This is a genomic window from Planctomycetota bacterium (assembly GCA_035574235.1).
Taxonomy (GTDB): domain Bacteria; phylum Planctomycetota; class MHYJ01; order MHYJ01; family JACPRB01; genus DATLZA01.
Genome location: DATLZA010000006.1, coordinates 1 through 22,377, shown reverse-complemented (window position 1 = coordinate 22,377; position 22,377 = coordinate 1). Strand labels below are relative to the sequence as shown.

Here is a 22,377-nt window from a genome sequence, read left to right as displayed (position 1 = left end):
GGGCTTGGGCGCGGGTTTGGCGGCCGGCGGCTTTTCGGTCTTGGGCTTGGCGTTGGGGTTCGTGACCCGGTTCTCGGGGTGCGTCCAGTCGATCACCTGGGAAACCCGGGAGTAGCTGGCGTTCTCGTACTCGTGAGTGTGCCAGATCGCGTTGGTGGGACACGGCTCAGAGCAGAGGCCGCAGTACATGCACTTCTGGTAGTCGATCTCGAAGCGGGTCGCGATCTTTCCGCTTTTTCCGGGCTCGCGTTTCCACTCGATCTTGATGCAGTCGACCGGGCAGGCCTTCATGCACAGGTCGCAGACGATGCACGCGTCCATGTCGACCTTGAGGAGCCCGCGGAAGGCGGCCGGCATCTGCCACTTCTCGTCGGGGTAATGCATCGTGACCGGGGGCTGGAGCATGTGGCGCATCGTGATGCGCATGCCCACCACCACGGTCCAGAGGCCACGGACCATGTCCCCGGCCCAGCGGAGAACGCTCATCGCGACTTTCTTATATCACAGCGCGCCGCCGCCCGCAAGGATTCCGGCCGGCGCGCCGCTACTTGATCTCCAGCTCCTTGGGAAAGCGGGTGAGGTTGCGGCCACCGTCCCGCGTCACCAGCACCATGTCTTCCAGCCGCACCGCTCCGGTCCCGAAATAGTAGAGCCCGGGCTCCACGGTCACCACCGCCCCCGCCTCCAGCCGCGAACCGCGGTTGGAAATCGACGGGGCCTCATGGATATCGAGCCCCACCCCGTGCCCCGTGCCGTGGAAGAAGCCCACCATCTTTCCGTCCCGCGGCTCGGTCCGGTATCCCAGGCGATCGAAGACGCTCTTGACCTCCTGGTGCAGCTTCCGGCCGTCGGCCCCGTGCCGGACTCCGGAGATCCCCACCTCCTGCGCCTCACGCACGGCGGCGTACAGTCGCCTCACGTCCGGGGAGGGGACGCCCTTGACGACCGTCCGGGTCATGTCCGCATAGTAGAGTGTGTCCCCGGAGCGCGGGAAGACGTCGATCACGATCGTCTGATCCGGCCGGATCGGCCCGTGTCCCCGGTTGTGGGGATCGCATCCCTGGTCGCCGCCGGCCACGATCGTGTTGCGGGCGACGCAATTTTCCTCCATGAGCCTCACGTTGATCACCCGCTTGAGGAATTCGCTCGTGACGACCTCGCCGCCCGAGTAGATCTTGTGTCCGCGGATCCGGGCCCGGCGGAGGACCTCCAGCGCCGCTTCGACGGCGCGCTCCGTGGCCCGCTGGGCTCGCTCGATCGCCCGAACCTCTTCCGGAGTCTTGAGCACCCGCTCCGGATAGAAGGGGTGTGGCCGCGCCTGGACCCGCAGGCCCAGCGCCCGGAGCCGGTCCGCCAGCTCGAGCGGGAAGTTCGCCGGCACCACGCACCGGCTCGCCCCGTGGTCCCGCAGAACGCTTTCGATCACCCGCGCCAGGGAGGCTTTCTTTCCGAGGGAGCGCAGGATCTCCGAGTAGGACAGGACCTCGTCCACCCGCGCCTCGTCCCGGCCCCGCCCCAGCTCGAGATCGGAAAGCACGAGCATCTTGCGATCGCCCACCTGGATGAACGGCACGGGGTCGCCGACGAGAAATCGGGTCGCGTAGTAAAGGTTGGCGTCCGTCTCGCTCGCGGCGTACATCACGATGGCCTGCTTCATGGTCCCCTCCCCCGACTCAGTTCAGGCGGGCGCGAAGCCGGGCCAGTTCCCGCCGCGCCGGCGCAAAGCCCGGCTCCAGGGCCAGGGCCTCCTCCAGGTGCCGGATCGCCCGGTCGCACTCATATCGGTGCACGTAAATGCGCGCCAGATTGAAGTGGGGATAATGACGCGGCTCGTAGCGCGGGGCCTGGAGCGCCTTCTCGAGCCACGGAATCGCCTCGTCCCACCGGCCCAGCTCGATGAGATAAGCGCCGATGTCGTTGTAGGGGTTTCCGAAGTCCGGATCGACTTCGATGGCCTTGCGGCACTCCTCGATGGCCTCCTCGTACCGGTGCTGGAAACTGTAGGTCCAGCCCAGAAAGGTATGCGCCTCCGCCGTGGGCTCCAGCTCGATCGATGTGCGGTAATAGCGGATCGCCTCCTCGAGCCGGCCCGCCATCTGGCAGGCGTAGGCCTTCCGGAAGTATTCCTCAGCGAGCTCGTTTTTCATGGAGAGCCGGAGTCGAAGGGCTCACCCAGGGTTCGACTCGCCTGCGGTCCGCTCCCCCTGAGTCATCCGCACGGAGGCACTTGTCGCGGGGGACTCCTTCGTGATCGGCGATTCGAGCGCCGGCGAAATTTCTCGACGGATCCGCTCGTCCACCTCGTGCAAAAGCTCGAGGTTGGCTTTCAGGCACCGGTATTCGATGGGAAAGACGTAGAGGTTGAGAAGAAGACCCGCCAGGGCGAGCGCCCAGTGGATCCACGCCCAGTCCCCGAGCGCCTTCGTGTGGGCCCCTCCGCCCAGGATCGCCCCGGCCATGATGAGGACCGGCGCGAACGTGGCGGCGGGCATTACCTGCATCTTGAGCCGCCGAAGGCGGCGCAGAATCTCGGCGTTGTCTCCGAGAATGCGGGCGTGCTCCTTCATTTCCTTGCCGCTGCCGATGAAGTGAAACATCACCATGACGTGGAGGACGCACACGTAGATCGCCACGAACACTCCGAAAGCCAGGTGCCAGCCCACGAGGGCGGGCTGGACGCGCCGGGTGAGGATCCCCAGGGCGAACTCGGCCAGAAGCAAGGCCACCGCCCAGACGGCCATCCCGGCGAAGATCCGGTGCATGGGGGCGTTTTAGCGGGTCGCGCCGCGGAATTCAAGGACCCGGGTCATGTCGGTTGGCCCACGTCTCGAAGATCTGCTCCAGTTCCCGCCCGGAAAGGGGCGGCGCCGCGAACGCCCCCAGGAGCTCCTCCAAATGCGCGACCGTCGAAACCCGCACGAGCGCGGCGCTCACGGATTCGTTGGCCAGGACGAACTGAAGGGCCGCCTGGGCGCGGGTCCGGCCCCGGCGCGCCAGGAAATCGAACGCCCCGGCGCGCGGATCCGCCGTCGGCGCCGGTCCGGCCAGCCTTCCGCCCGCCAGGACGCCCACCGCCAGGACTCCCCGCCCTTCCCGCGCCAGGCGTGGAATGACGGAATGGGCCTCCGTCTGATCGAGCAGGTTGTACCGGACCATGCCGTACGAGGATCCGTTCAGGGCGCCGGGCAGAACCATCGCCCCTTCCTCGAGCGTCCGGTCCGCCCCGAAGAGGGCGCATCCCGCGACGCGGGCGCGCCGCGCCACCGTTTCCCGCTCGGGCCCCTCCCCCGGACATACGCACAGGGCGCTCACCGTGAGGCCCGTCCGCCCCAGGGGACGCCGCTCCACGCGCCCCGGCGACGTCATGGGGAAAGAACGGGCTCCTGGGGCCGCGGAATGAAGCCCGTCTCGTCGCTGAAGAGGGCGTAGATCTTCCGGTCCAGGAAAAGCTTCCAGAGCTTGGGGTTGAGCGCCCCGCGGTCCACTTCCTGCTGCACGATGGAGATCGCCTTGTCGATGGGGATCGGCGGCTTGTAGGGGCGATCCTTCGCGGTCAGCGCCTCGAAAATGTCCACGATCGCCAGGATCTGCCCGCCCAGGGGGATCTCGTCGCCGCGCAGCTTCCAGGGATAGCCCGAGCCGTCGATCTTCTCGTGGTGACAGGCGGCGATGTTGGCCACCCGCAGGTAATCCTTGGGCCACGGGATGCGTTTGAGAATCTCCCAGGTATCCACGATGTGGTGCTCGATCTGGCGGCGCTCCGCCGGGGTGAGGTTCCCGCGGGCCACGGCGAGGTTCTCGTACTCGTGGTCCGTCAGAAGCGGCCGTTCCCGGCCGTCCACGTCCACGAAACGCTCGGCGCGGATCTCGTCGAGGACCTTCTTGTCGGCCTCCGTGAAGCCGCGCGGGATGTTGATGCGGCGGATCGCCTCGATCCAGCGGGCGATCTTCTCGGCCGGCTTGCCCTGGAGCCGCGCGTAGTGAAGGCGATACTCGATGGCGCGGATCTCGCTGTCGAGGAGTTTGTTCTCCTTGTCGAGGACCGCCTCGGGGACGGCGATCTTCCCGATGTCGTGCAGAAGCGCGGCGTAGCGAAGCTCCTTGAGCTCCGCGGGGCCGAACCGGTAGCCTCCGAAGAGCTCCGGGGGAGAGTCGTTGACCGCCTCGGCGATGGCCACGGCGTACCGGGCCACGCGCATGCAATGGCCGTAGGTCGTGCGGTTGCGCCGCTCGAGAGCCAGCGTGAAGGAGCTGACGAGCCCTTCGAACATCTTTTCGATGTCCTCGTAGAGCTTGGCCTTCTCCACACACACCGCAGCCTGCGACGCCAGAGCCAGCAGGAACTCCTCGTCGAACGGATCAAAGGGGAGGACATACCGCTCCACCGCCTCCCGCGTGTTCAGGAGGGCCGTCGGGTCCTTCTTCTTGTTGATGAGCTGAAGCGCCCCGATGCTCTCCCCCTCGCGGTTCTTCATGGGAACCACGAGCATCGACCGGCAGCGATAGCCCGAAGCCTCGTCGAACGCCGTCGAGTAGCTGTACGGAGCGTCCTTCGGAATCCGGTAGACGTCCGGAAGGTTCAGGATCTCCCCCGTCAAGGCCACGTGGCCGGAAAGCGTCTTCCCGTCAAAGGGAAGCTTCATTTCCTTGAAGGGAAAGTGAATCGAATCGTTCTGGGCCACCTTGAGGGAGAGGTACGGGGTCACCGTGTGGGTACGGTCGCGACCGGTCGCGTCGGGCACCAGGCGGATCTCGTCCTCCCGCACGAAGATCGCCCCCGCGTCCGCCGAGGTCAAAAGCCGGCTTTCCCGCAGGATGAGCCCCAGAAGGCGCAGCAGGTCCCGCTCCGCCGAAAGGAGCGTCCCGATCTCCAGAAGCTTCTGGAGGCGCTGGACGACGTGTCGCGACCGGGCGTCGACCGCCTCGAGGATCCGGGACGTCGTGCTCGCGGACATCGGTGAGTTCAGCAATTCTAACCCGGCTGAATCTCGACAACAAGAGATTCGATATGCTAGGCTCCTCCTGATGAGGGACCCCGCCATCCGCGTGATTCTTCTTCCCAAAGACACGAACGCCCAGGGTTCCGTTTTCGGTGGGGTCATTCTTTCGCACCTGGACCTGGCCGGGGTGGTGGAAGCCCGCAAACACGCCAACAAGCGCTTTGTGACCGTGTGCATGCGGGAGGTGGTCTTCCGCGAGCCGGTTTACGTGGGGGACATCGTCTCCTTCTACACGGAAACCGTGAAGGTCGGAACGACGTCCGTCACCGTCCGCGTGCAGGTGGAAGCCCAACGGTCGGAGGATCCCTCGCGTCGGGCCGTGGTCACGGAAGCGGAAGTGGTCTACGTGGCGGTGGACGAGCGCGGCCGACCGATCCCGGTGCGGGGATGAGCCTTTTTTCGTGTAAAAGGCAAAAATTCCTTGACCTTGATCTTGCGATCGACGAAAAAGCCGAACGTCCAGCCGCGTTCCGCCGTTTGGAGGTGACCTTTCTCCCTCTCGGGGCCGGGACCGAGCCCCTCCCGCCCCTTGGGCGCATGTCCGCGGGCTCTTTCACATCGAGGGACGCCGTATGGCGACGAACGGCTCCAGCCCCACCCTTGTGGAGGCCCGGCGCGTCCTCCAGCAGCTCAAGCACGCGCGCGACGGGCACCGCCGGCCCCGCTTCCGCGTCGGAAAAGACTCCGGGGTTCCGGAAGAACTTGCCGAGGTCTTGAACACCATCCTGGAGCAGGCGTTCGATGAAGTCGAGGCCGCGCGAAAGGAGCGGGAGGCCTTCCGGCGCGAGAAGGCCGCTCTTGAGGAAGTCGCGGCGGCCGCCGCCCGGGGGGATTTTTCCGTGCGGGCGCCCGAAGACGGCCCCGACCCGAAGCTGGCCCGCTCCCTCAACCGCATCATCGACGCCAACGACCGGATCACCCGGGAATTCGTGCGGGTCTCCCGGGCCGTCGGCAAGGAGGGCAAGCACTCGGAGCGCGCCTCCATCGAGGGACTGCGCGGACGCTGGGCCGTCAAGGTTCAGGCGCTTAACGCCCTGATCGGCGACCTGCTGCAGCCCACGATCGAGGTGGCCCGCGTCATCGGCGCGGTGGCCCAGGGCAACCTTTCCCAGACCATGCCCATGGAGATCGAAGGGCGCCCCGTGAAGGGAGCCTTCCTCCAGATGGCCAAGACCATCAACACGATGGTGGACCAGCTCCGCGCCTTCGCCTCGGAGGTGACGCGCGTGGCCCGCGAGGTGGGCACCGAAGGCAAGCTCGGCGGACAGGCGGAAGTCCAGGGCGTGGCCGGCGTCTGGAAGGACCTGACCGACAACGTCAACTCCATGGCCTCCAACCTCACCAATCAGGTCCGCAACATCGCCGACGTCACGACCGCCGTGGCCCGGGGCGATCTCTCCAAGAAAATCACCGTCGAGGTCAAAGGCGAGATCCTCAAGCTCAAGAACACCATCAACACGATGGTCGACCAGCTCCGGGCGTTCGCGGGCGAGGTGACCCGCGTGGCCCGCGAGGTGGGCACCGAGGGCAAGCTCGGCGGACAGGCCGTCGTCAAGGGCGTGGCCGGCGCCTGGAAGGACCTGACCGACAGCGTCAACTTCATGGCCTCCAACCTCACCAACCAGGTCCGCAACATCGCCGAGGTCACGACCGCCGTCGCCGAGGGCGACCTCTCCCGCAAGATCACCGTCAAGGCCAAGGGCGAGATTCTCAAGCTCAAGAGCACCATCAACACGATGGTCGATCAGCTCAAGGCCTTCGCCTCCGAGGTGACACGCGTGGCGCGCGAGGTGGGCACCGCGGGCAAGCTCGGCGGACAGGCGAAGGTCAAGGGGGTCGGCGGCGTCTGGAAGGACCTGACCGACAACGTCAACTCGATGGCCTCCAACCTCACCAACCAAGTCCGCAACATCGCCGAGGTCACGACCGCCGTCGCCAAGGGCGACCTCTCCAAGAAGATCACGGTGCGCGTCAAGGGAGAGATCCTCAAGCTCAAGAACACCATCAACACGATGGTGGACCAGCTCAACTCCTTCGCGGGCGAGGTGACCCGCGTGGCCCGCGAGGTGGGCACCGAAGGCAAGCTCGGCGGACAGGCCGTCGTCAAAGGCGTCGCCGGCGCCTGGAAGGACCTCACCGATAACGTCAACTCGATGGCCTCCAACCTCACCAACCAGGTCCGCAACATCGCCGAGGTCACGACCGCCGTCGCCAAGGGCGACCTTTCCCGCAAGATCACCGTCGAGGTGAAAGGCGAGATCCTCCAGCTCAAGAACACCGTCAACACGATGGTGGACCAGCTCAACTCGTTCGCCTCGGAGGTGGCCCGCGTGGCCCGCGAGGTGGGCACCGAGGGCCGGCTGGGCGGCCAGGCGGTGGTGCCGGACGTCGCCGGCGCCTGGAAGGACCTCACCGACAACGTGAACTTCATGGCCTCCAACCTCACCAACCAGGTCCGCAACATCGCCGAGGTCACGACCGCCGTCGCCCGGGGCGACCTCTCGCGCAAGATCACCGTCGAGGCGCGCGGCGAGATCCTCCAGCTCAAGAGCACGGTCAACACGATGGTGGACCAGCTCAACGCCTTCGCCGAGGAGGTCACGCGCGTGGCGCGCGAGGTCGGCACCGAAGGCAAGCTCGGCGGACAGGCGCAGGTCAAGGGCGTGGCCGGCGTCTGGAAGGACCTCACCGACAACGTCAACTCGATGGCCTCCAACCTCACGGCGCAGGTCCGCAACATCGCCGCGGTGACCACCGCCGTCGCCAAGGGCGACCTTTCCCGCAAGATTACCGTCGAGGTGAAAGGCGAGCTCCTTCAGCTCAAGAACACCATCAACACGATGGTGGACCAGCTCAACGCCTTCGCGGGCGAGGTGACCCGCGTGGCCCGCGAGGTGGGCACCGAAGGCAAGCTCGGCGGACAGGCCGTCGTCAAGGACGTGGCGGGCATCTGGAAGGACCTCACCGACAACGTCAACGAGCTGGCCAACAACCTCACCAACCAGGTGCGCGCGATCAAGGACGTAGCCACCGCGGTCACCAAGGGCGACCTCACGCGGTCGATCACGATCGACGCCCGGGGCGAGGTGGAGGTCCTCAAAGACCACATCAACGAGATGATCCGGAACCTCCGCGACACGACGCAGAAGAACGCGGAGCAGGACTGGCTCAAGACGAACCTGGCGAGGTTCAGCCGGATGCTCCAGGGCCAGCGGGACCTTCAGACCGTGGCCCAGCAGATCCTCTCCGAGCTGGCCGGCCTCGTCGGCGCCCAGCACGGCGTCTTCTACACCTTCGACGACACGGAGGACCCGGACGAGCCCCTGCGGCTCGTGACGACCTACGGCGGCACGCGGGACATCCCCCCGCGCCTCCGGCTCGGGGAAACGCTCGTGGGCCAGTCCGCGCGCGACCGCAAGAAGCTCGTCGTGGACGGCCTGCCCCCCGAGGGCTGGCGGATCGACACCGTCCTCGCGGAGGTCAAGCCCGCGAGCGTCGTCGTCCTCCCGGTGCTCTTCGAAAAGCAGGTCAAGGCCGTCATCTCCCTGGCGTCCCTCAAGCCCTTCAACGACGTCCAGCAGACCTTCTTCGACCAGCTCACGGAGCTCTTCGGGATCGTGCTCAACACGATCGCCGCGACGATGCGCACCGAGGACCTCCTCAAGCGCTCCCAGGCGCTGGCCAACGAGCTGCAGCAGAAGAACAACGAGCTCAACGAAAAGGCCGAGCAGCTCCAGATGACCTCGAAGTACAAGTCGGACTTCCTGGCCAACATGTCCCACGAGCTGCGCACGCCGCTGAACTCGCTGCTCATCCTCTCCAAGCAGCTCGCCCAGAACGCCGAAGGCAACCTCACCTCCAAGCAGGTGGACCACGCCCGCACGATCCACACGGCCGGCACGGACCTCCTGTCCCTCATCAACGACATCCTGGATCTCTCCAAGATCGAGTCCGGCACCATGTCCGTGGACGTCAGCCAGGTGCGGTTCAAGGACCTCCACGACGACGTGGACGCGTCCTTCCGCCCGATCGCCGTCCAGCGCAAGCTGGAGTTCGACATCGCGCTCGATCCCGGGCTGCCCGCCTCCTTCGAGACCGACTCCAAGCGCGTGCAGCAGATCCTCCGGAACCTGCTCTCGAACGCCTTCAAGTTCACCCACGAGGGGAAGGTCGAGCTCCGCATGGGGGTGGCCACGCGGGGCTGGAGCCGCGACTCCGAGACCCTCAATCAGGCGGACATGGTGGTCTTCTTCGCGGTCAAGGACACGGGCATCGGGATCCCGCCGGACAAGCACCAGATCATCTTCGAGCCCTTCCAGCAGGCCGACACCTCCACCAGCCGCAAGTACGGCGGCACGGGCCTGGGACTTTCAATTTCGCGCGAGCTGGCCAAGCTTCTGGGCGGGGAAATCAAGCTTGAAAGCGAGCCCGGCAAGGGCTCCACCTTCACGCTCTACCTGCCCCGCAAGTACGTCCCCGGCCGGGCCCGGCCGGCCCGCGAGACCGCCGCCCCGGCGGCCGAGCCGGCCGCGGAACCCCCCGCCGCGCCCGTCTTCCGGGAGGAAGCCCTCATCGCCCCTCTGCCCAACGACATTCAGGACGACCGGGCCAACCTCCAGCCCGGCGACCGGATCTTCCTCATCGTGGAGGACGACCTCACCTTCGCCAGCCTGCTCCTGGACATCTGCCGGGAACACGGCTTCAAGGGGCTCATCGCCTTCACCGGCGAGGCGGGCCTGGCCATGGCCAAGAAGTTCCGCCCCCAGGCCATCTCGCTCGACCTCCGGCTGCCCGACATGGACGGCTGGGCGCTCCTGGACTTCCTCAAGCACGACCTGGATCTGCGCCACATCCCGGTGCAGGTCCTCTCCGGCGGGGACCAGCCCCAGCGGGCCCTGCGCATGGGCGCCTTCAGCTGCCTGCGCAAGCCCGTGGAAAAGGAGGATCTCTCCCAATCCATCCTGAGGATCAAGGCCTTCCTCGACCGGCGCCGCAAGAATCTCCTGATCGTCGAGGACGCCGCCGCCGAGCGCGAGCACCTGGCGCGCCTCCTGGCCGGAGACGACGTGGAGGTGACCGTGGCGGCCACCGCGGAGGAGGCGCTCGCCGCCCTCCGGTCCCAGCCCTTCGACTGCGCGATCGTCGATCTGCGCCTTCCGGGCATGAGCGGCTTCGATCTCATCGAGCGGATCAAGAAGGAGCCCGGCCTTTCCAATCTCCCCATCATCGTCCACACGGGCAAGGACCTGGGCCCGGAGGAGGAAAAGAACCTCGAGCGGGCCGCCAGCGCCATCGTCCTCAAGGACGCCCGATCCCCCGAGCGCCTCATCCAGGAAGCCTCGCTTTTCCTCCACCGGTCGGCGTCCGAGCTGGGACAGGCCCACCGCCGGGCGGTCGAATCGGTCATCCTCCAGGATCCGTCGCTGGCCGGCAGGACGGTCCTCATCGTGGACGACGACATGCGCAACATCTATGCCCTGGCCAGCGTGCTGGAGCAGAGCCGCATGAACACGCTCTACGCCCAGGACGGCCGCAAGGCCATCGAGGAGCTGCGGACGAATCCCGAGATCGACATCGTCCTCATGGACATCATGATGCCGGAAATGGACGGATACCAGGCCATGAGGGAGATCCGGAAGGACCCGCGCTTCGAGCGCCTGCCCATCATCGCCCTGACGGCCAAGGCGATGAAGGGCGACCGGGAGCGGTGCATCGAGGCCGGAGCCTCCGACTACATTCCGAAGCCCGTGGACACGGAGCGGCTCCTGTCCCTTTTGAGAGTCTGGCTCTCCCGGGATGCTTAAGATGGCCCTGCCCCGCCGCCCGAAGAACGCGCTCCCGAAAATTCCCGCCGGCCGCGGCGCCGCGGCGTTCGACCGTCCCTTCGCCCCGCGCCCGAAGCCGGCCTCCGCCGCCGGCCCCGAGTCCATCGAGGTCGAACTCCTGCTCCTGGGCCTCTTCCGGAGATACGGATACGATTTTCGAAGCTACGATCCCTCCTTTCTGCGGCCGCATATCGAGCAAAGAGCGCGCGAGGAAGGAGTCGACTCGATCTCCCGCCTCTCCGAACGCCTCCTGCGCGACCCGGCGGTCCTGGAGCGCTTCCTCGCGCAGCTTTCCGGCGGCGGCCCTCCCCTCTTCTCGCCCTCCTCGTTCTGGCGGTCCCTGCGGACCCACGCGGTGCCTTATCTGCGGACGTATCCCACGGTCCGACTCTGGGCCCTCGAGGCCCGCCCGGAGGAATTGTGCTCGCTGGCGATCCTCGCGGACGAAGACCTGCCCCGGAACGTGCGCATCTACGCGACACGGATGCACGAGACGCTCGTCGAGGGCATCCGGACGTGCACCCTGGACCCCGAAAGCGTCCGGAAGGCCGCCCGCGAGTACCGCCGCAGCGGCGGCCGGCGGCGCCTGGCGGACTTCTTCGAGACGGCGGACGGCGCCGCCGCCCTGGCGCCCGCCCTCCGAAGAAGGATCACCTTCGCCTCCTACAATCCCGTGACGGACGGACCGTTCCAGCACTTCCACGCCATTCTCGCCCGCGGGCTCCTGCGCCCGTTCGACCGGGAGCTGCGCGGGAAGACGTGCCGGCTCCTCCACGAGAGCCTGATCCCTCTGGGGTTTCTCGCCCTGGGTCCCCGGGGCGCCCTGGAGGAATCTCCGTTCCGGGAAGCGTACCGGGAGCTGGACCGGGCCGCAGGCCTGTATCAGAAAATCCGAGAATAGAGGCTTCCGGAGGCCCGGCGCGCTTCATGGAGCGGAACGGACGCATGACGCCGGAAGGCGACAAGGCGAGCATCCTGATCGTGGACGACCACGAGGAGAACCTCGAGGCGTTCGAGGCGATCCTCCAGGACCTCGGGCAAAACATCGTCAAGGCGCGGTCCGGAGAAGAGGCGCTGCGCCGGCTCTACCACCAGGACTTCGCCGTCATCCTGCTGGACGTCCGCATGCCCGGGATGGACGGGCTCGAAACCGCGGCCCTCATCCGTGCCCGGCCGCGCTCCCGCCACATCCCCATCATCTTCGTCACGGCGTTCGACGATCCGCTGGAGCGGATCACGCGGGGATATTCGATCGGCGCGGTCGATTACATCGTCAAGCCGGTCCACCCCGAGATCCTGCGCTCGAAGGTGCGCGTCTTCGTCGAGCTGTTCCTGAAGACGCGATCCCTGGAACGGGAGGTGCAGGAGCGCCGGCGCGCCGAGGAGGAGCTGCGCGCGGCCAACCGGGAGCTCGAGGCGTTCAGCTATTCGGTTTCCCACGACCTCCGGGGACCCCTGCGGGCCATCACCGGCTTCAGCGAGATCCTCCTGGAGGAGTACGCGGACAAGCTCGAAGGCGGCATGGGACGGGACTGCCTCAACCGGATCGCCGACGGCGCCCGCCAGATGGACGCCCTCATCCAGGACCTTCTGACGTTCAGCCGGCTGGGACGGGACCGGATCGAGCTGACCGAGGTGGATCCCGCCGAGGTCCTTTCCGAATCCATTGCCCGGGTCGAAGTCGGACAGGCCGACATCGCCATCCAAGGACCGTTCGCGCCCCTGCGGGCCAACCGCGTGCTCCTGACCCAGGTCTTCTACAACCTCATCTCCAACGCGGTCAAGTTCGTGCCCCCCGGCGTCCGGCCGGTCGTCCGAATCCGTTCGGAACGCCACGGCGAGCGGGTCAGGATCTGGGTGGAGGACAACGGAATCGGCATCGCGCCCGAATACCACGACCGGATCTTCCGCGTGTTTGAAAGGCTCAACCCGAGTTCCGGCTATCCGGGAACGGGGATCGGGCTGGCGATCGTCCGCCGGGCCATGGAACGGATGGGCGGCAAGGTCGGGCTGGAGTCGTCCCCGGGACAGGGAAGCCGGTTCTGGATCGAGCTTCCGGCCGCCTCCGCTCCGAAAACCGACCCTCGCCCGCAGCGATAGGCCCGAAGCGGTCAGGGTTCGAGACTCGCGTTGACGTTGATCCAGTAGGTCGCGGTGATCTTCATCGTCTCCACGAACTCGCGGAAAGAGGTGGGCTTGACCAGGTAGGAATTCGCGCCCGCCGCGTAGGCCTTCTCCATGTCCGAAGTCTCCCGCGACGAGGTGACAACGACCACCGGGATCCGCTGGAGCCGCGGCCGGCTCTTGACCCAGGTCACCACCTCCAGCCCGGACCGGCCCCGGATCTTGAGATCCAGAAGGACCAGTCGAGGCAGAGGCCACGCGTCCCGATCCGCGTACCGATCGCGCCCCTCAAGGTAGGAGATCGCCTCGGTCCCGTCGGAAAAGATTCGAAGCGGATTCGTGATGCCCGCCTGGTGCAGGGCCTGTTTCATCAGCTCGACTTCGTCGGGCCGGTCCTCGACAAGCAGGATGATTCCGGAGTTGCCCTCAGCGGCCACGGCCGGCCTCCTGGGTTGAAGAAGAAAGCGAACCCTTGCCGGGAGGCGCGGGCTCCGCCGCCTCCAGGGTGAAGTGGAACGTCGCGCCGGCGTCCGGACGGCTCTCCGCCCAGATCTCTCCCCCGTGGCGCTCCACGATCCGCCGGACCGTGGCCAGGCCGATGCCCATGCCGGGGTACTCCTCCGCCGGATGCAGGCGTTCGAACGGACGGAAGAGGCGGCCGGCCAGGGACATGTCGAAACCCGCGCCGTTGTCCCGGACAAAACACGCCACCCGGGCGCCGCGACGCTCGGCGCCGAACTCGATGCGGGCCGTCGCCCGCCGCGCCGTGAACTTCCAGGCGTTCCCCAGCAGATTCTCCAGCGCCACGCGCAGGAGCTGCGCGTCCCCCTTGACCCAGACGCCCGGCTCGATCCGGAACTCCGCCGCCCGCCGCGGCTCGTTCCGGCGCAGCTCCCGCGCAACCCCCTCCGCCGCCGCGCTCAGATCCACCGCATCCCGCCGCATCTCCTGGCGCGTCACCCGCGCCAGCTTGAGAAAGCCGTCGATCAGAAGCCCCATCTCGCCCGCGGCGGACAGAACCCTCCGCAGGTAGTCCTTCCCGCGGTCGTCGAGCCGGTCGGAATACTGATCCAGGAGCATCTGCGTGAATCCGTCGAGGCTGCGAAGGGGACCCCGCAGGTCGTGCGAAACCGAGTAGCTGAACGCCTCGAGCTCCCGGTTGGCCGCCTCGACCTCCGCGGTCCGTTCCTTGACCCGGCTCTCCAGCGTCTCCTCGGACCGCCGGAGCTCCTCGGTCGCCCGGTGCTGGGACCAGGCGGCCCAAAAGAGCCCGCCGCTGGCCGCCAGCCCCAGGAGCAGAGCCATGAAGGCCTGGCCGCGGGCCGAGCCTTCGCCGAACGGCGGCACCGTCCAGTACCGCACGGTCCAGGGCTGGCCGGCGATCGTCAGCGGCGCCGTCTGCGTGAAGTTCGGATCATGCGCCGGTCCCGGATCCGCCGCCTCGTCCGAACGATAGATCCGCGCCGCGGGATTCGTCCCCGTCCCCGAGAAAATCTCGAAGGCGATCCCGGGATGCGCCTCGCCGCCCCGGAAGAGGCCCTCCAGGAGCCCCCGCAACCGGAAGAACCCGTGCACGAACCCCTCGAGCGCTTCGTGACGCTCCCGCATCCGCCCGGGAATGATCCCCCGACGGTACACGGGGACGCACACGACGAATTGCGACTCCCGCTCTCCGCGGAGGCCCAACTCCACGCGGTCGGTCGCGACCGCCGCGCCGGAGTCCCGGGCGCGCTCCATGGCGGCGCGGACCGCGGGATCGACCATCAGATCGAACCCCACGAGGTCCCCGGCGCCCTCCGATTCGGGCATGACGTGCGTGAGGGGAAAGCGTTCCGGACGCTCCCCTTCGGGCCACACGCGGAACCCCGGACGTCCCGACGCGCGCATCTGCTCGGCCAGTTCCGCGTCCCCTTCCGGCGCCAGCCGGCGGCTGAAGCCGATGCACGCGATCCCCGGATAGTCCCGCGCGAGCTGCAGGCGATCCACGAACGCCTCGAGGTCTCCTTGGCGGAACCGGAGTCCCGGCGTCTCCGAGGCGAAAAGGAACGAGGCCGCCCGCAACATCGTGATGTAGGTTTCCATCCGGCTGGCGATGAGATCCTGAGTCCTTTGAAGCCGGTTCTCGAAACGGGCACGGTCCTTCGCCTCCGCCATCGCCAGCGAGGAGTAGACCGCCACGACGGTGAGGGACAGGGATACCCCCAGGACAAGGAACGGCTTCCAGGGCGCGATTCGAGAGGGGGAAGGCATCGGAACGTCCTGGCCGAACGGCTCCGATTATAGTCGAACGGATCCGTCCTCATAAAGGGGAGTTGCTCCCGCCGCTTCCGAGCGATTCCCGGAGCGCCTACCGCTCCGCCTCGTAGAGGATCTCGACCTCCGCGGGACTCAACGCGCGCGCGTACATCCGCACCGAGCCAAAGAACCCGCGGGCGGGCTGAAGAGTCGCCACCGGCGGATCCAGATGGCCTGCCTGCCAGCGCAGGTCGCCGAACTCCTCCGAAGGGGCGTCCTCCGGCCAGTCCACCGCGCCGCCCAGCCGGCCGTCCACGTAGATCTCGGTCCGCCGGGTGGCCCGATCGACCACTCCCGCCAGATGGTATCCGCGTCCCGGGTGATAGGCCTCGCCGGACGTGAACGCGCCCAGCCAGCGGGCCGGTTTCGTCCAGTGCAGCATCAGGAACGTTCGATTGCCCGTGTACAGAATCCCTTCCCGCCAGCCGGGCTTCATCAGAATCGGATGGGCTCCGCGAAACTCGATGCCCGGCTCCCAGGGGGCCGCCTCCGGGAAATACCAGACCACCAGCGTGTAACTTTCGTCCTGGAGGCGGTCGAAATCGGCGCCCCCCGGAAACTCGATCGCCCCGTCCCGTCCGTCCACCCGGACGGCCGGCCGGCCGCGATCCGAGGCCCAGCTCGCCCCGCCCCGCAGACGCGCCGCGCGACCCCGCCCGGAAGCGTCCGCCAGGACCGATCCGCGCCCTTCGTCGAGCTTCCAGTGCCCCACGAGCGACCGATCCGCCCCCTTCCTTCGACGGAACTCCGCCGCCGGCCCCTCCCCCAGCGGCTCGACCGAGGCCGATCGGTCCGGCCCGATCGTCGCGCGCTCCCCCATCGCCGCCTCGAACGCGGCCGCCCCTCCGGCCGGACGCACGACCGCGGAACCGGCCCGCACGTCGAGCGTCGCCCCGCCGGAAGACGCTTCGGCGACCCAGACGCCCCCGGCCAGCTCGAAGGTCCCCCATGCCGTCTTCAGACGGAGCGGGGCCCCGGGAATCCCCGGCGCGCTCTTGACGAGAAGGAGGCCCCGTTCGAGGACGAGCGTCCGCCCGTCCGCGCCGGTCGAGCGGACTTCCTGCCGCACCGCCGTATGGGCGGCCAGATCGATCCGCGCCTGGTCCGGATAGACGAGCGTGGCGGTCGATTCGGCCGCGGTCTCGAGCGCCTCGCCGGGCAGAAGCCGCCGCGCCGGGCCCGCCGGCTGCGCCGCGGCTCCCGCGCGCACGACGACGTTCCCGCGCGGATCCCGGATTTCCGGAAGGCGCAGGAGGAGCTCGCGTTCCTCCGCCTGCGCCCTCTCGGCCAGGCGATCCGCCGCCCCCGCGCCCCAGAGCGCGGCCGCGGCCAGCGCGAGGGCGGCGCCGGACGCGCCCAAAAGCGCCGCCCGGCGGCGGGCGGCCTTCCGGGCCAGCCGGCCCCAGAAGCCGACCGCTCGCGCCTCCACCGGGGCTCCCTCCCGGAGCCGCCGAAGATCCTCCGCCAGGGCCGCGGCGTCCGGATACCTTCGGCGCGGATCCTTCTCGAGCGCTTTCAGGAGCACGGCCTCCAGGCCGGCGGGCAACGCGGGATTCAGGCGACGCGGCGGAACGGGGTCGTCGCGTACGGCGCGGGCGTACACCTCCAGCGGCGTCTCCCCGGTGTGCGGAGGCCGTCCGGTCGCGGCCTCGTAGAGCATCGCCCCCAGCGCGTAGACGTCCGTGGCCGGCGAGATGTCCCGGCCCCGCCCTTCGATCTGCTCGGGAGCCATGTACAGCGGAGTCCCCAGCACCGCCCCGGTGCGCGTCAGCTCGACCGGCGAAGCGGCCATGTGGGCCAGCCCGAAGTCCGCCACCTTGGGGCGGCCCTGGGGCGTTACGAGCACGTTGGAGGGCTTGAGGTCGCGATGGACGATTCCGCGGGCGTGCGCGGCACCCACGCCGCGGGCGATCTCCTCGAAGAGCGGCAGCGCCGCCGGCGTCATCATGTCGCTCAAGGGGCGGCCTTCGACGAGCTCGAGGACGAGGTAGAGTCGCCCGTTCTCTTCGCCCGCGTCGTAGACGGAGACGACGTTGGGGTGCGCCAGGCCGGCCATCGCTTCCGCTTCCCGCCGGAAGCGTTCACGCGCCACAGGGGCCGCCTGGGCCGAGGCGTGGAGCACCTTGAGCGCCACGGGCCGGCGCAGCTCGGGGTCCCACCCGCGATAGACGACGGCCGTGGCCCCTTCCCCCAGGCGTTCGAGGATCTCGTACCGTCCGAGGCGGGCCGGGGCGGCGCGATCCCGCTCGTGCTCGCGCAGGCCGCGGCGCAGCCCCTGGATCCAGTCGTCGTCGGCCATGGTCGCGGCTCAGGAGCCCAGGAGCGCCTTCCATTCCTCTTCGAGCTCGGCGGCGTCGCGCGTCAGCTCCGCCAGCTCCCGGCGGAGCGCGGCCCGGACTTCCTCGCGCACGGCGAAGAGGTGATTTCGAACGTCGCTTTCCTTCACGCCCAGGCGCGCCGCCACCTCGGCGTACGTCGGCCGCCGGGCGGGGTTGACGAGATCGTATTCCTCGAACGCCCGAAACGCGAGGGCGCGTCCGTTCGCTTCGAACTGCCGGCGCACCGCGCCCACGGCCCGCTCGGTCAGCGTCCGCAGCCACTCGCGGTCGAAACGCCTCTCCGGATCGTCTCCCGGGTCGACCGGGGGTGTCCGATCGAGGGCTTCGTCGTCGAGCGAGACCAGGCGCACGCCGCCCCCGCGCTTGAGCCGTCCCCGGGCTTCCTCCTCGTGCTGCGCGAACCGCTTCAGAAGCGTCTTGAGGTAGGTCCGGAACGAAGCCCGTTCCGCTTCATAGCGGCGCAGCGCGTCGTCCTCCACAAGCCAGGCCAGGAAGGCCTGCGTGAGGTCTTTGGCGTCCTCGTTGGTCTTGGCCCATCCCAGGCGGAAGTAGTAGTAGATCGGCTTCCAGTAGCGGCGCGCCAGCTCCTCGAGGCCGGCCCGGCGGACGTCGTCCGAGGCGTCCCGGACGCGGGCCAGGAAATCCCCCTGGGTCTCGGGAAAATCCCGGCGCGTCCCTCCCAGCGTGGTGTCCTCGAGGTTCGCGGCCATGGCGTCGTTCCGATCGCGCGCCGCGTTGCCTCCGCGAAACAGGGGGATCGCCGCGGCGTGCTGCCTATCTCTAATATACGGTTTCCACGGGGACGACCGAAAAATCGGCGATCGCGCCAGACGATGGGCGGCGGACACGGAATAGGAGAGGGGACTTCGTTCGAGGAACGGCGATGAAGAAGATTCGAGCGGTGGTGGCGTACGGGGCGGCGCTGGCCGCGCTTTTTCCCGCGACGGCGCGGGGGGCCGACGAGGGATTCGTTTGGATCGAAGGGGAATCGGCGCGGACGAAATCCGTGCAGCGCCACGGCTGGTACGACTCGGTCAAGAAGGCGCATCTTTCCGGAGGCGACTGGCTCTCGAACTTCGGGCCGTCGGAAGGGACGGCCGAGTACGACTTCGAGATCGCCTCGGCGGGAGAGTACGCCTTCTGGGTGAGGGCCAATCCCGTCGCCGGGGCGGCGCTTTCCTACCGGATCGACGGAGGGGAGTGGAAGGCGGTCCCCATGGGCGAGGCGCGCGATTCGGTCAACATCGCCGACAACGGCCAGCCGGACATGCGTTTTGTGGCCTGGATTCCCGCGGGCCGGATCCGGCTCGAGAAAGGGCGCCACACGATTTCCTTCCGGATGCACTCGGGCAACCACCATCACGGAGCGGTGGATTGCTTCGTGCTGACGACCCGTCCGTTTTACCCGAACGGGGCGCTCAAACCCGGCCAGAAGCTGGGGCTGACCGATCCGGGCCGCTGGGCGTTCGAGCCGGAAGCCGATCTCTTCGAGGCCCGCGCGGCGCTCGACCTTCGGAGTCTGAACGAGAAGCGGGCGGGCGAATCCAGCTGGGTGCGGCGGACGCCGGAGGGAGATTTCGTCCTCGGAAACGGCCGGCCGGTCCGTTTCTGGGCGGTCAATATAGGTCTCCCGGGGGCGGCTTCTCTGGAGGACTATCGCCGGCAGGCTCGGTTTCTCGCCAAGCGGGGGGTCAACCTCGTGCGTGTCGCCGCCGCGTTGCACCCGAAGGCGCCCAACTCGAGGATCACCGACGTGGACGAATCGGAGATCGACCGGTGCCACAAGATCGTCGCGGCGATGCGCGAGGAAGGGATTTACGTCATGATCGTGCCCTATTGGGCCGTGGCGGTGCACGCGCAGCCGAGCTGGAATCTTCCGGGCCATCCGTCGGGGCCGCTGCCGGGGATGCTCTTCTGGGATGAGACGCTCCAGAACGGATACAAATCCTGGGTGCGGGCGCTCTTCACGCGGCTCAATCCGTATACGGGCGTTCCGCTCGCCAAGGATCCGGCGGTGGCCTTCTTCCAGACGCAGAACGAAGACAGTCTGCTCTTCTGGACCGTGGCGCAGATCAAGGGCGAAGAGGCGCGGCGGTTCGGGGAACGCTTCGGGCGGTGGCTGGCGCGCAAGTACGGGTCGCTGGAGCGGGCGCGCCAGGCGTGGCCGGGGGCGGCCGCGCCCGGGGACGACTTCGACCGGGGCGTCGCCGGCTTCTATCACATCTGGGAGATGACGCAAGAGCGGCAGGGGGCGCAGGCCGCGCGGCTTTCCGACCAGCTTCAGTTCTGGGCCGAGACGATGTACGAGTTCAACCGCTCGATCGAGGACTTCTTCCGCAAGGAGCTGGGGTGCGACGTGCTCATCAACGCGGGGAACTGGAGAACGGCCGACCCGGTGAGGCTGATGGATGCGGAGCGCTGGTCCTACACGGCCAACGCGGTGATCGGGTCGAACAAGTACTACACCGGGATTCACGTCAACCCCACCGAGGGCCACAAGGTCGGCTATCTCGTCTCGCCGGGAGACTTCTTCACGGACCCCTCCGTTCTGCGAACGCCCCGGGAGTTCGCGCTCAACCACAAGCAGGTGGCCGGATATCCGCTGGTGATTTCCGAGTCCACCTGGGTGTCGCCGCTCGGGCATCAGTCGGAAGGGCCGTTCCTCGTGGCGGCCTACAGCGCGCTGACGGGGGTGGACGCGTACTTCTGGTTCGCGATGGGCAACGTCGGCTACGACCCCACGATCAACAAGTGGCAGGTGGCCAATCCGGCGATCCTGGGGGGATTTCCGGCCGCCTCACTGTGCTTCCGCAAGGGCTACGTGCGCAAGGGCGAGCCCGTCGTGCGGGAGGTACGGCCGCTCGAGGATCTCTGGCGGCGCCGGGCGCCGCGGATTTCGGAGGACGCGGCGTTCGATCCGAACCGGGACGCGGGATCGGCCGGCCGGCGATCCGACATCGAGGGGGGAATCACGCCGCTGGCCTTCCTCGCGGGACCGGTGGAGGTGATCTACGGCGGCGACCCGGCGGGAACCCGCGTGGCGGATCTCTCGCGGCTCATCGACGAACAGGCCGGTACCGTCACGAGCGTCACGGGGGAGCTCGTCTGGGACTATCGCCGGGGGATCTGCACCCTGGCGGCGCCGAAAGCGGCCGGCGCGACGGGGTTCCTCGCGCCGGCGGGGCCGCTTCGTCTGGGGGCCGTGACGTTGCGTTGTTCGAACGAGTACGCGACGGTGCTGGCGGTGTCGCTGGATGATCGGGACTTGGCGTCTTCTTCGCGGATCCTGGTTCAAACGACGACGCGCTGCCGTCCCTACGGGTGGAAGGAGAGTCCGGCGACGTTCCGGGACGCCGAAGGACGCACGCATACCGGAAAGAGGATCGACGACATCGGTTCGGCGCCGTGGAACGTGGAGCTCTTGAGCGCCGAGCTTGAGGTCGCCAACCCCCGGATCCGCCGGGCGACGGTGCTCGACCCGAACGGAATGCCGTCGGGAACGCTCCGGGCCGAGTCGAAATCGGGGACGTTCGCGGTGAAGCTTCCCGAGGACGCGCTCTACGTCATCCTGGAATGACCCAGGATCCTCTCTGCACCGTCGACGCCTGTTTCTTTTCGTCGTCCGACGCGCCGGAGCCGTCCCGCGCTATGTATGGAGGAACATGATCCGCCTCCTGCTCGCGGCCGTCCTGGCGCAGAACGCCGACCTCGACGAGAGTCCCTGGGGAGTCGCGCCCTCGCATTCGTCCTCCTGGGGCATCGCCTCCTGGTCTCCCGTGATCGCGGAGACGGGCCTCCGATGGATCCGGGGCTTCAACCAGGAACAGCCGGAGCGGGTCCTGGCCGTCGCGGACAAGCACGGTTACCGCCTCTGCGGCATCTTGGCCTGGAGCCCGAAGGGGGAGAAATTCTCGTTCCCCGTGAAGCATATTCCCGAATGGGAGACCTGGATCATGAGCCTCCTGGCGCGCACGCAGGGCCGGGTGAAACATTGGGAGGTCTGGAACGAGCCGCCCAACTTCAGCGAAAGCAAGTCGCCGGAAGATTACGCAAAGATCGTCGTCTCCGCCTACCGGACCGCCAAGAAGGTCGATCCCACGCTGCAGATCGGACTGGCGGCGCAGAGCGTGAATCTCAACTTTCTCGCCCGCGCGCTCGACGCCGGCGCCGCCGGCCACTTCGACTATGTGACAGTGCATCCCTACGAGGTGCTGGACATGGTCGAGCGCGGCTGGGAGGCGCAGTACATGAGCATCGTGCCCACCATCCGCAGGCTCCTCGCCGACAAGAGCCCGAAGCAGAAGGACGCGCCGATCGTCATCACCGAGGTGGGCACCATCGTCGACGCGCGACACAGCCCGGAACGCCAGGCCGATCAGCTCGTGAAAGCCTTTATCCTCGGCCTGGCCCAGGGGGTGAAGCGAATCCACTGGTTCGAAGCCGTCGACGGCGATTCGGGCCCCTTCGGGCTGATCGCCGGAGGCGACGGCCGGGGCCCGCGGCGCCCCTCCTTCACGGCGATGTCCCAGCTGGTGAAGACGCTGGGGCACGCTCCAAAGCGCGCCGGGTGGTGGGTGGAGGACGGCCGGCACTTCGCGTTCGCCTTCGAGGGCGCGGAGGGCCCCGTCTTGGCCGCCTGGGCCGCGCCCGGGACGGCGTCCCGGCTTTCGTTCGGCGCGAAGGTTCGCGTGGTGGATCCCCGCACGGGAGCGGCGTCCGAGACGGAGATCGTCGAGCTGACGAACGCGCCGGTCCTCATCCAGGGCGTGCCGCCGGAGCGGCTCGCGGAGGCCC

Annotated in this window: 16 protein-coding genes; 6 read left to right on the top strand and 10 right to left on the bottom strand. The window is 68.0% G+C overall.

What is annotated here, in order from left to right:
- From VNO22_00255 to VNO22_00230, 6 genes are all read right to left on the bottom strand, one after another.
- The coding region (locus VNO22_00255) for an NADH-quinone oxidoreductase subunit I (protein ID HXG59779.1) at positions 1 to 486 on the bottom strand (486 nt) is incomplete at its 3' end.
- Between the two features lie 58 nt (positions 487 to 544).
- A complete protein-coding gene (locus VNO22_00250) occupies positions 545 to 1,657 on the bottom strand; it encodes a Xaa-Pro peptidase family protein (protein ID HXG59778.1) in 1,113 nt (370 codons plus the stop codon).
- Positions 1,658 to 1,673: 16 nt separating this feature from the next.
- Positions 1,674 to 2,147, bottom strand: a complete 474-nt coding sequence (locus tag VNO22_00245; protein ID HXG59777.1) for a tetratricopeptide repeat protein — start codon at positions 2,145 to 2,147, stop codon at positions 1,674 to 1,676.
- A gap of 21 nt (positions 2,148 to 2,168) precedes the next feature.
- Entirely contained in the window at positions 2,169 to 2,762 is a 594-nt protein-coding gene (locus VNO22_00240) for a hypothetical protein (GenBank protein HXG59776.1), read from the bottom strand.
- A 31-nt stretch (positions 2,763 to 2,793) separates the two neighbouring features.
- Positions 2,794 to 3,366 (bottom strand): aldo/keto reductase, encoded by a 573-nt coding sequence (locus tag VNO22_00235; GenBank protein HXG59775.1) that lies wholly within the window; start codon positions 3,364 to 3,366, stop codon positions 2,794 to 2,796.
- Positions 3,363 to 4,955: an HD domain-containing phosphohydrolase gene (locus VNO22_00230; GenBank protein HXG59774.1), complete on the bottom strand. Its 1,593-nt coding sequence runs from the start codon at positions 4,953 to 4,955 to the stop codon at positions 3,363 to 3,365. The genes VNO22_00235 and VNO22_00230 overlap by 4 nt, the downstream gene beginning before the upstream one ends.
- A 70-nt stretch (positions 4,956 to 5,025) precedes the next feature.
- Between VNO22_00230 and VNO22_00225 the strand changes: the two genes are divergently transcribed.
- The 4 genes from VNO22_00225 (at position 5,026) to VNO22_00210 (ending at position 12,925) form a co-directional block, all read left to right on the top strand.
- On the top strand, positions 5,026 to 5,391 hold the full coding sequence (locus VNO22_00225) for a hotdog domain-containing protein (protein ID HXG59773.1): 366 nt from the start codon (positions 5,026 to 5,028) through the stop codon (positions 5,389 to 5,391).
- A gap of 181 nt (positions 5,392 to 5,572) precedes the next feature.
- Positions 5,573 to 10,804, top strand: coding sequence for a HAMP domain-containing protein (locus VNO22_00220; protein HXG59772.1), 5,232 nt, complete (start codon positions 5,573 to 5,575; stop codon positions 10,802 to 10,804).
- Positions 10,797 to 11,726: a CheR family methyltransferase gene (locus VNO22_00215; protein ID HXG59771.1), complete on the top strand. Its 930-nt coding sequence runs from the start codon at positions 10,797 to 10,799 to the stop codon at positions 11,724 to 11,726. The genes VNO22_00220 and VNO22_00215 overlap by 8 nt, the downstream gene beginning before the upstream one ends.
- Before the next feature lie 44 nt (positions 11,727 to 11,770).
- Positions 11,771 to 12,925, top strand: coding sequence for an ATP-binding protein (locus VNO22_00210; GenBank protein ID HXG59770.1), 1,155 nt, complete (start codon positions 11,771 to 11,773; stop codon positions 12,923 to 12,925).
- Between the two features lie 11 nt (positions 12,926 to 12,936).
- Here the strand turns inward: VNO22_00210 and VNO22_00205 are convergent, their stop codons facing one another.
- From VNO22_00205 to VNO22_00190, 4 genes are all read right to left on the bottom strand, one after another.
- Complete coding sequence (locus VNO22_00205; protein ID HXG59769.1) at positions 12,937 to 13,386, bottom strand: response regulator; 450 nt, start codon at positions 13,384 to 13,386, stop codon at positions 12,937 to 12,939.
- Positions 13,376 to 15,199, bottom strand: coding sequence for a CHASE domain-containing protein (locus VNO22_00200; protein HXG59768.1), 1,824 nt, complete (start codon positions 15,197 to 15,199; stop codon positions 13,376 to 13,378). Before VNO22_00200 ends, VNO22_00205 begins: the two co-directional genes overlap by 11 nt.
- Positions 15,200 to 15,296: 97 nt before the next feature.
- Positions 15,297 to 17,543, bottom strand: a complete 2,247-nt coding sequence (locus tag VNO22_00195) for a protein kinase (GenBank protein ID HXG59767.1) — start codon at positions 17,541 to 17,543, stop codon at positions 15,297 to 15,299.
- A gap of 9 nt (positions 17,544 to 17,552) precedes the next feature.
- Positions 17,553 to 18,293: a hypothetical protein gene (locus VNO22_00190; GenBank protein ID HXG59766.1), complete on the bottom strand. Its 741-nt coding sequence runs from the start codon at positions 18,291 to 18,293 to the stop codon at positions 17,553 to 17,555.
- A gap of 173 nt (positions 18,294 to 18,466) precedes the next feature.
- On the opposite strand from VNO22_00190, the gene VNO22_00185 reads away from it, so the two are divergent.
- Complete coding sequence (locus VNO22_00185) at positions 18,467 to 21,160, top strand: hypothetical protein (GenBank protein HXG59765.1); 2,694 nt, start codon at positions 18,467 to 18,469, stop codon at positions 21,158 to 21,160.
- An 85-nt stretch (positions 21,161 to 21,245) separates the two neighbouring features.
- A partial coding sequence (locus tag VNO22_00180; protein ID HXG59764.1) for a hypothetical protein occupies positions 21,246 to 22,377 on the top strand: 1,132 nt, incomplete at its 3' end.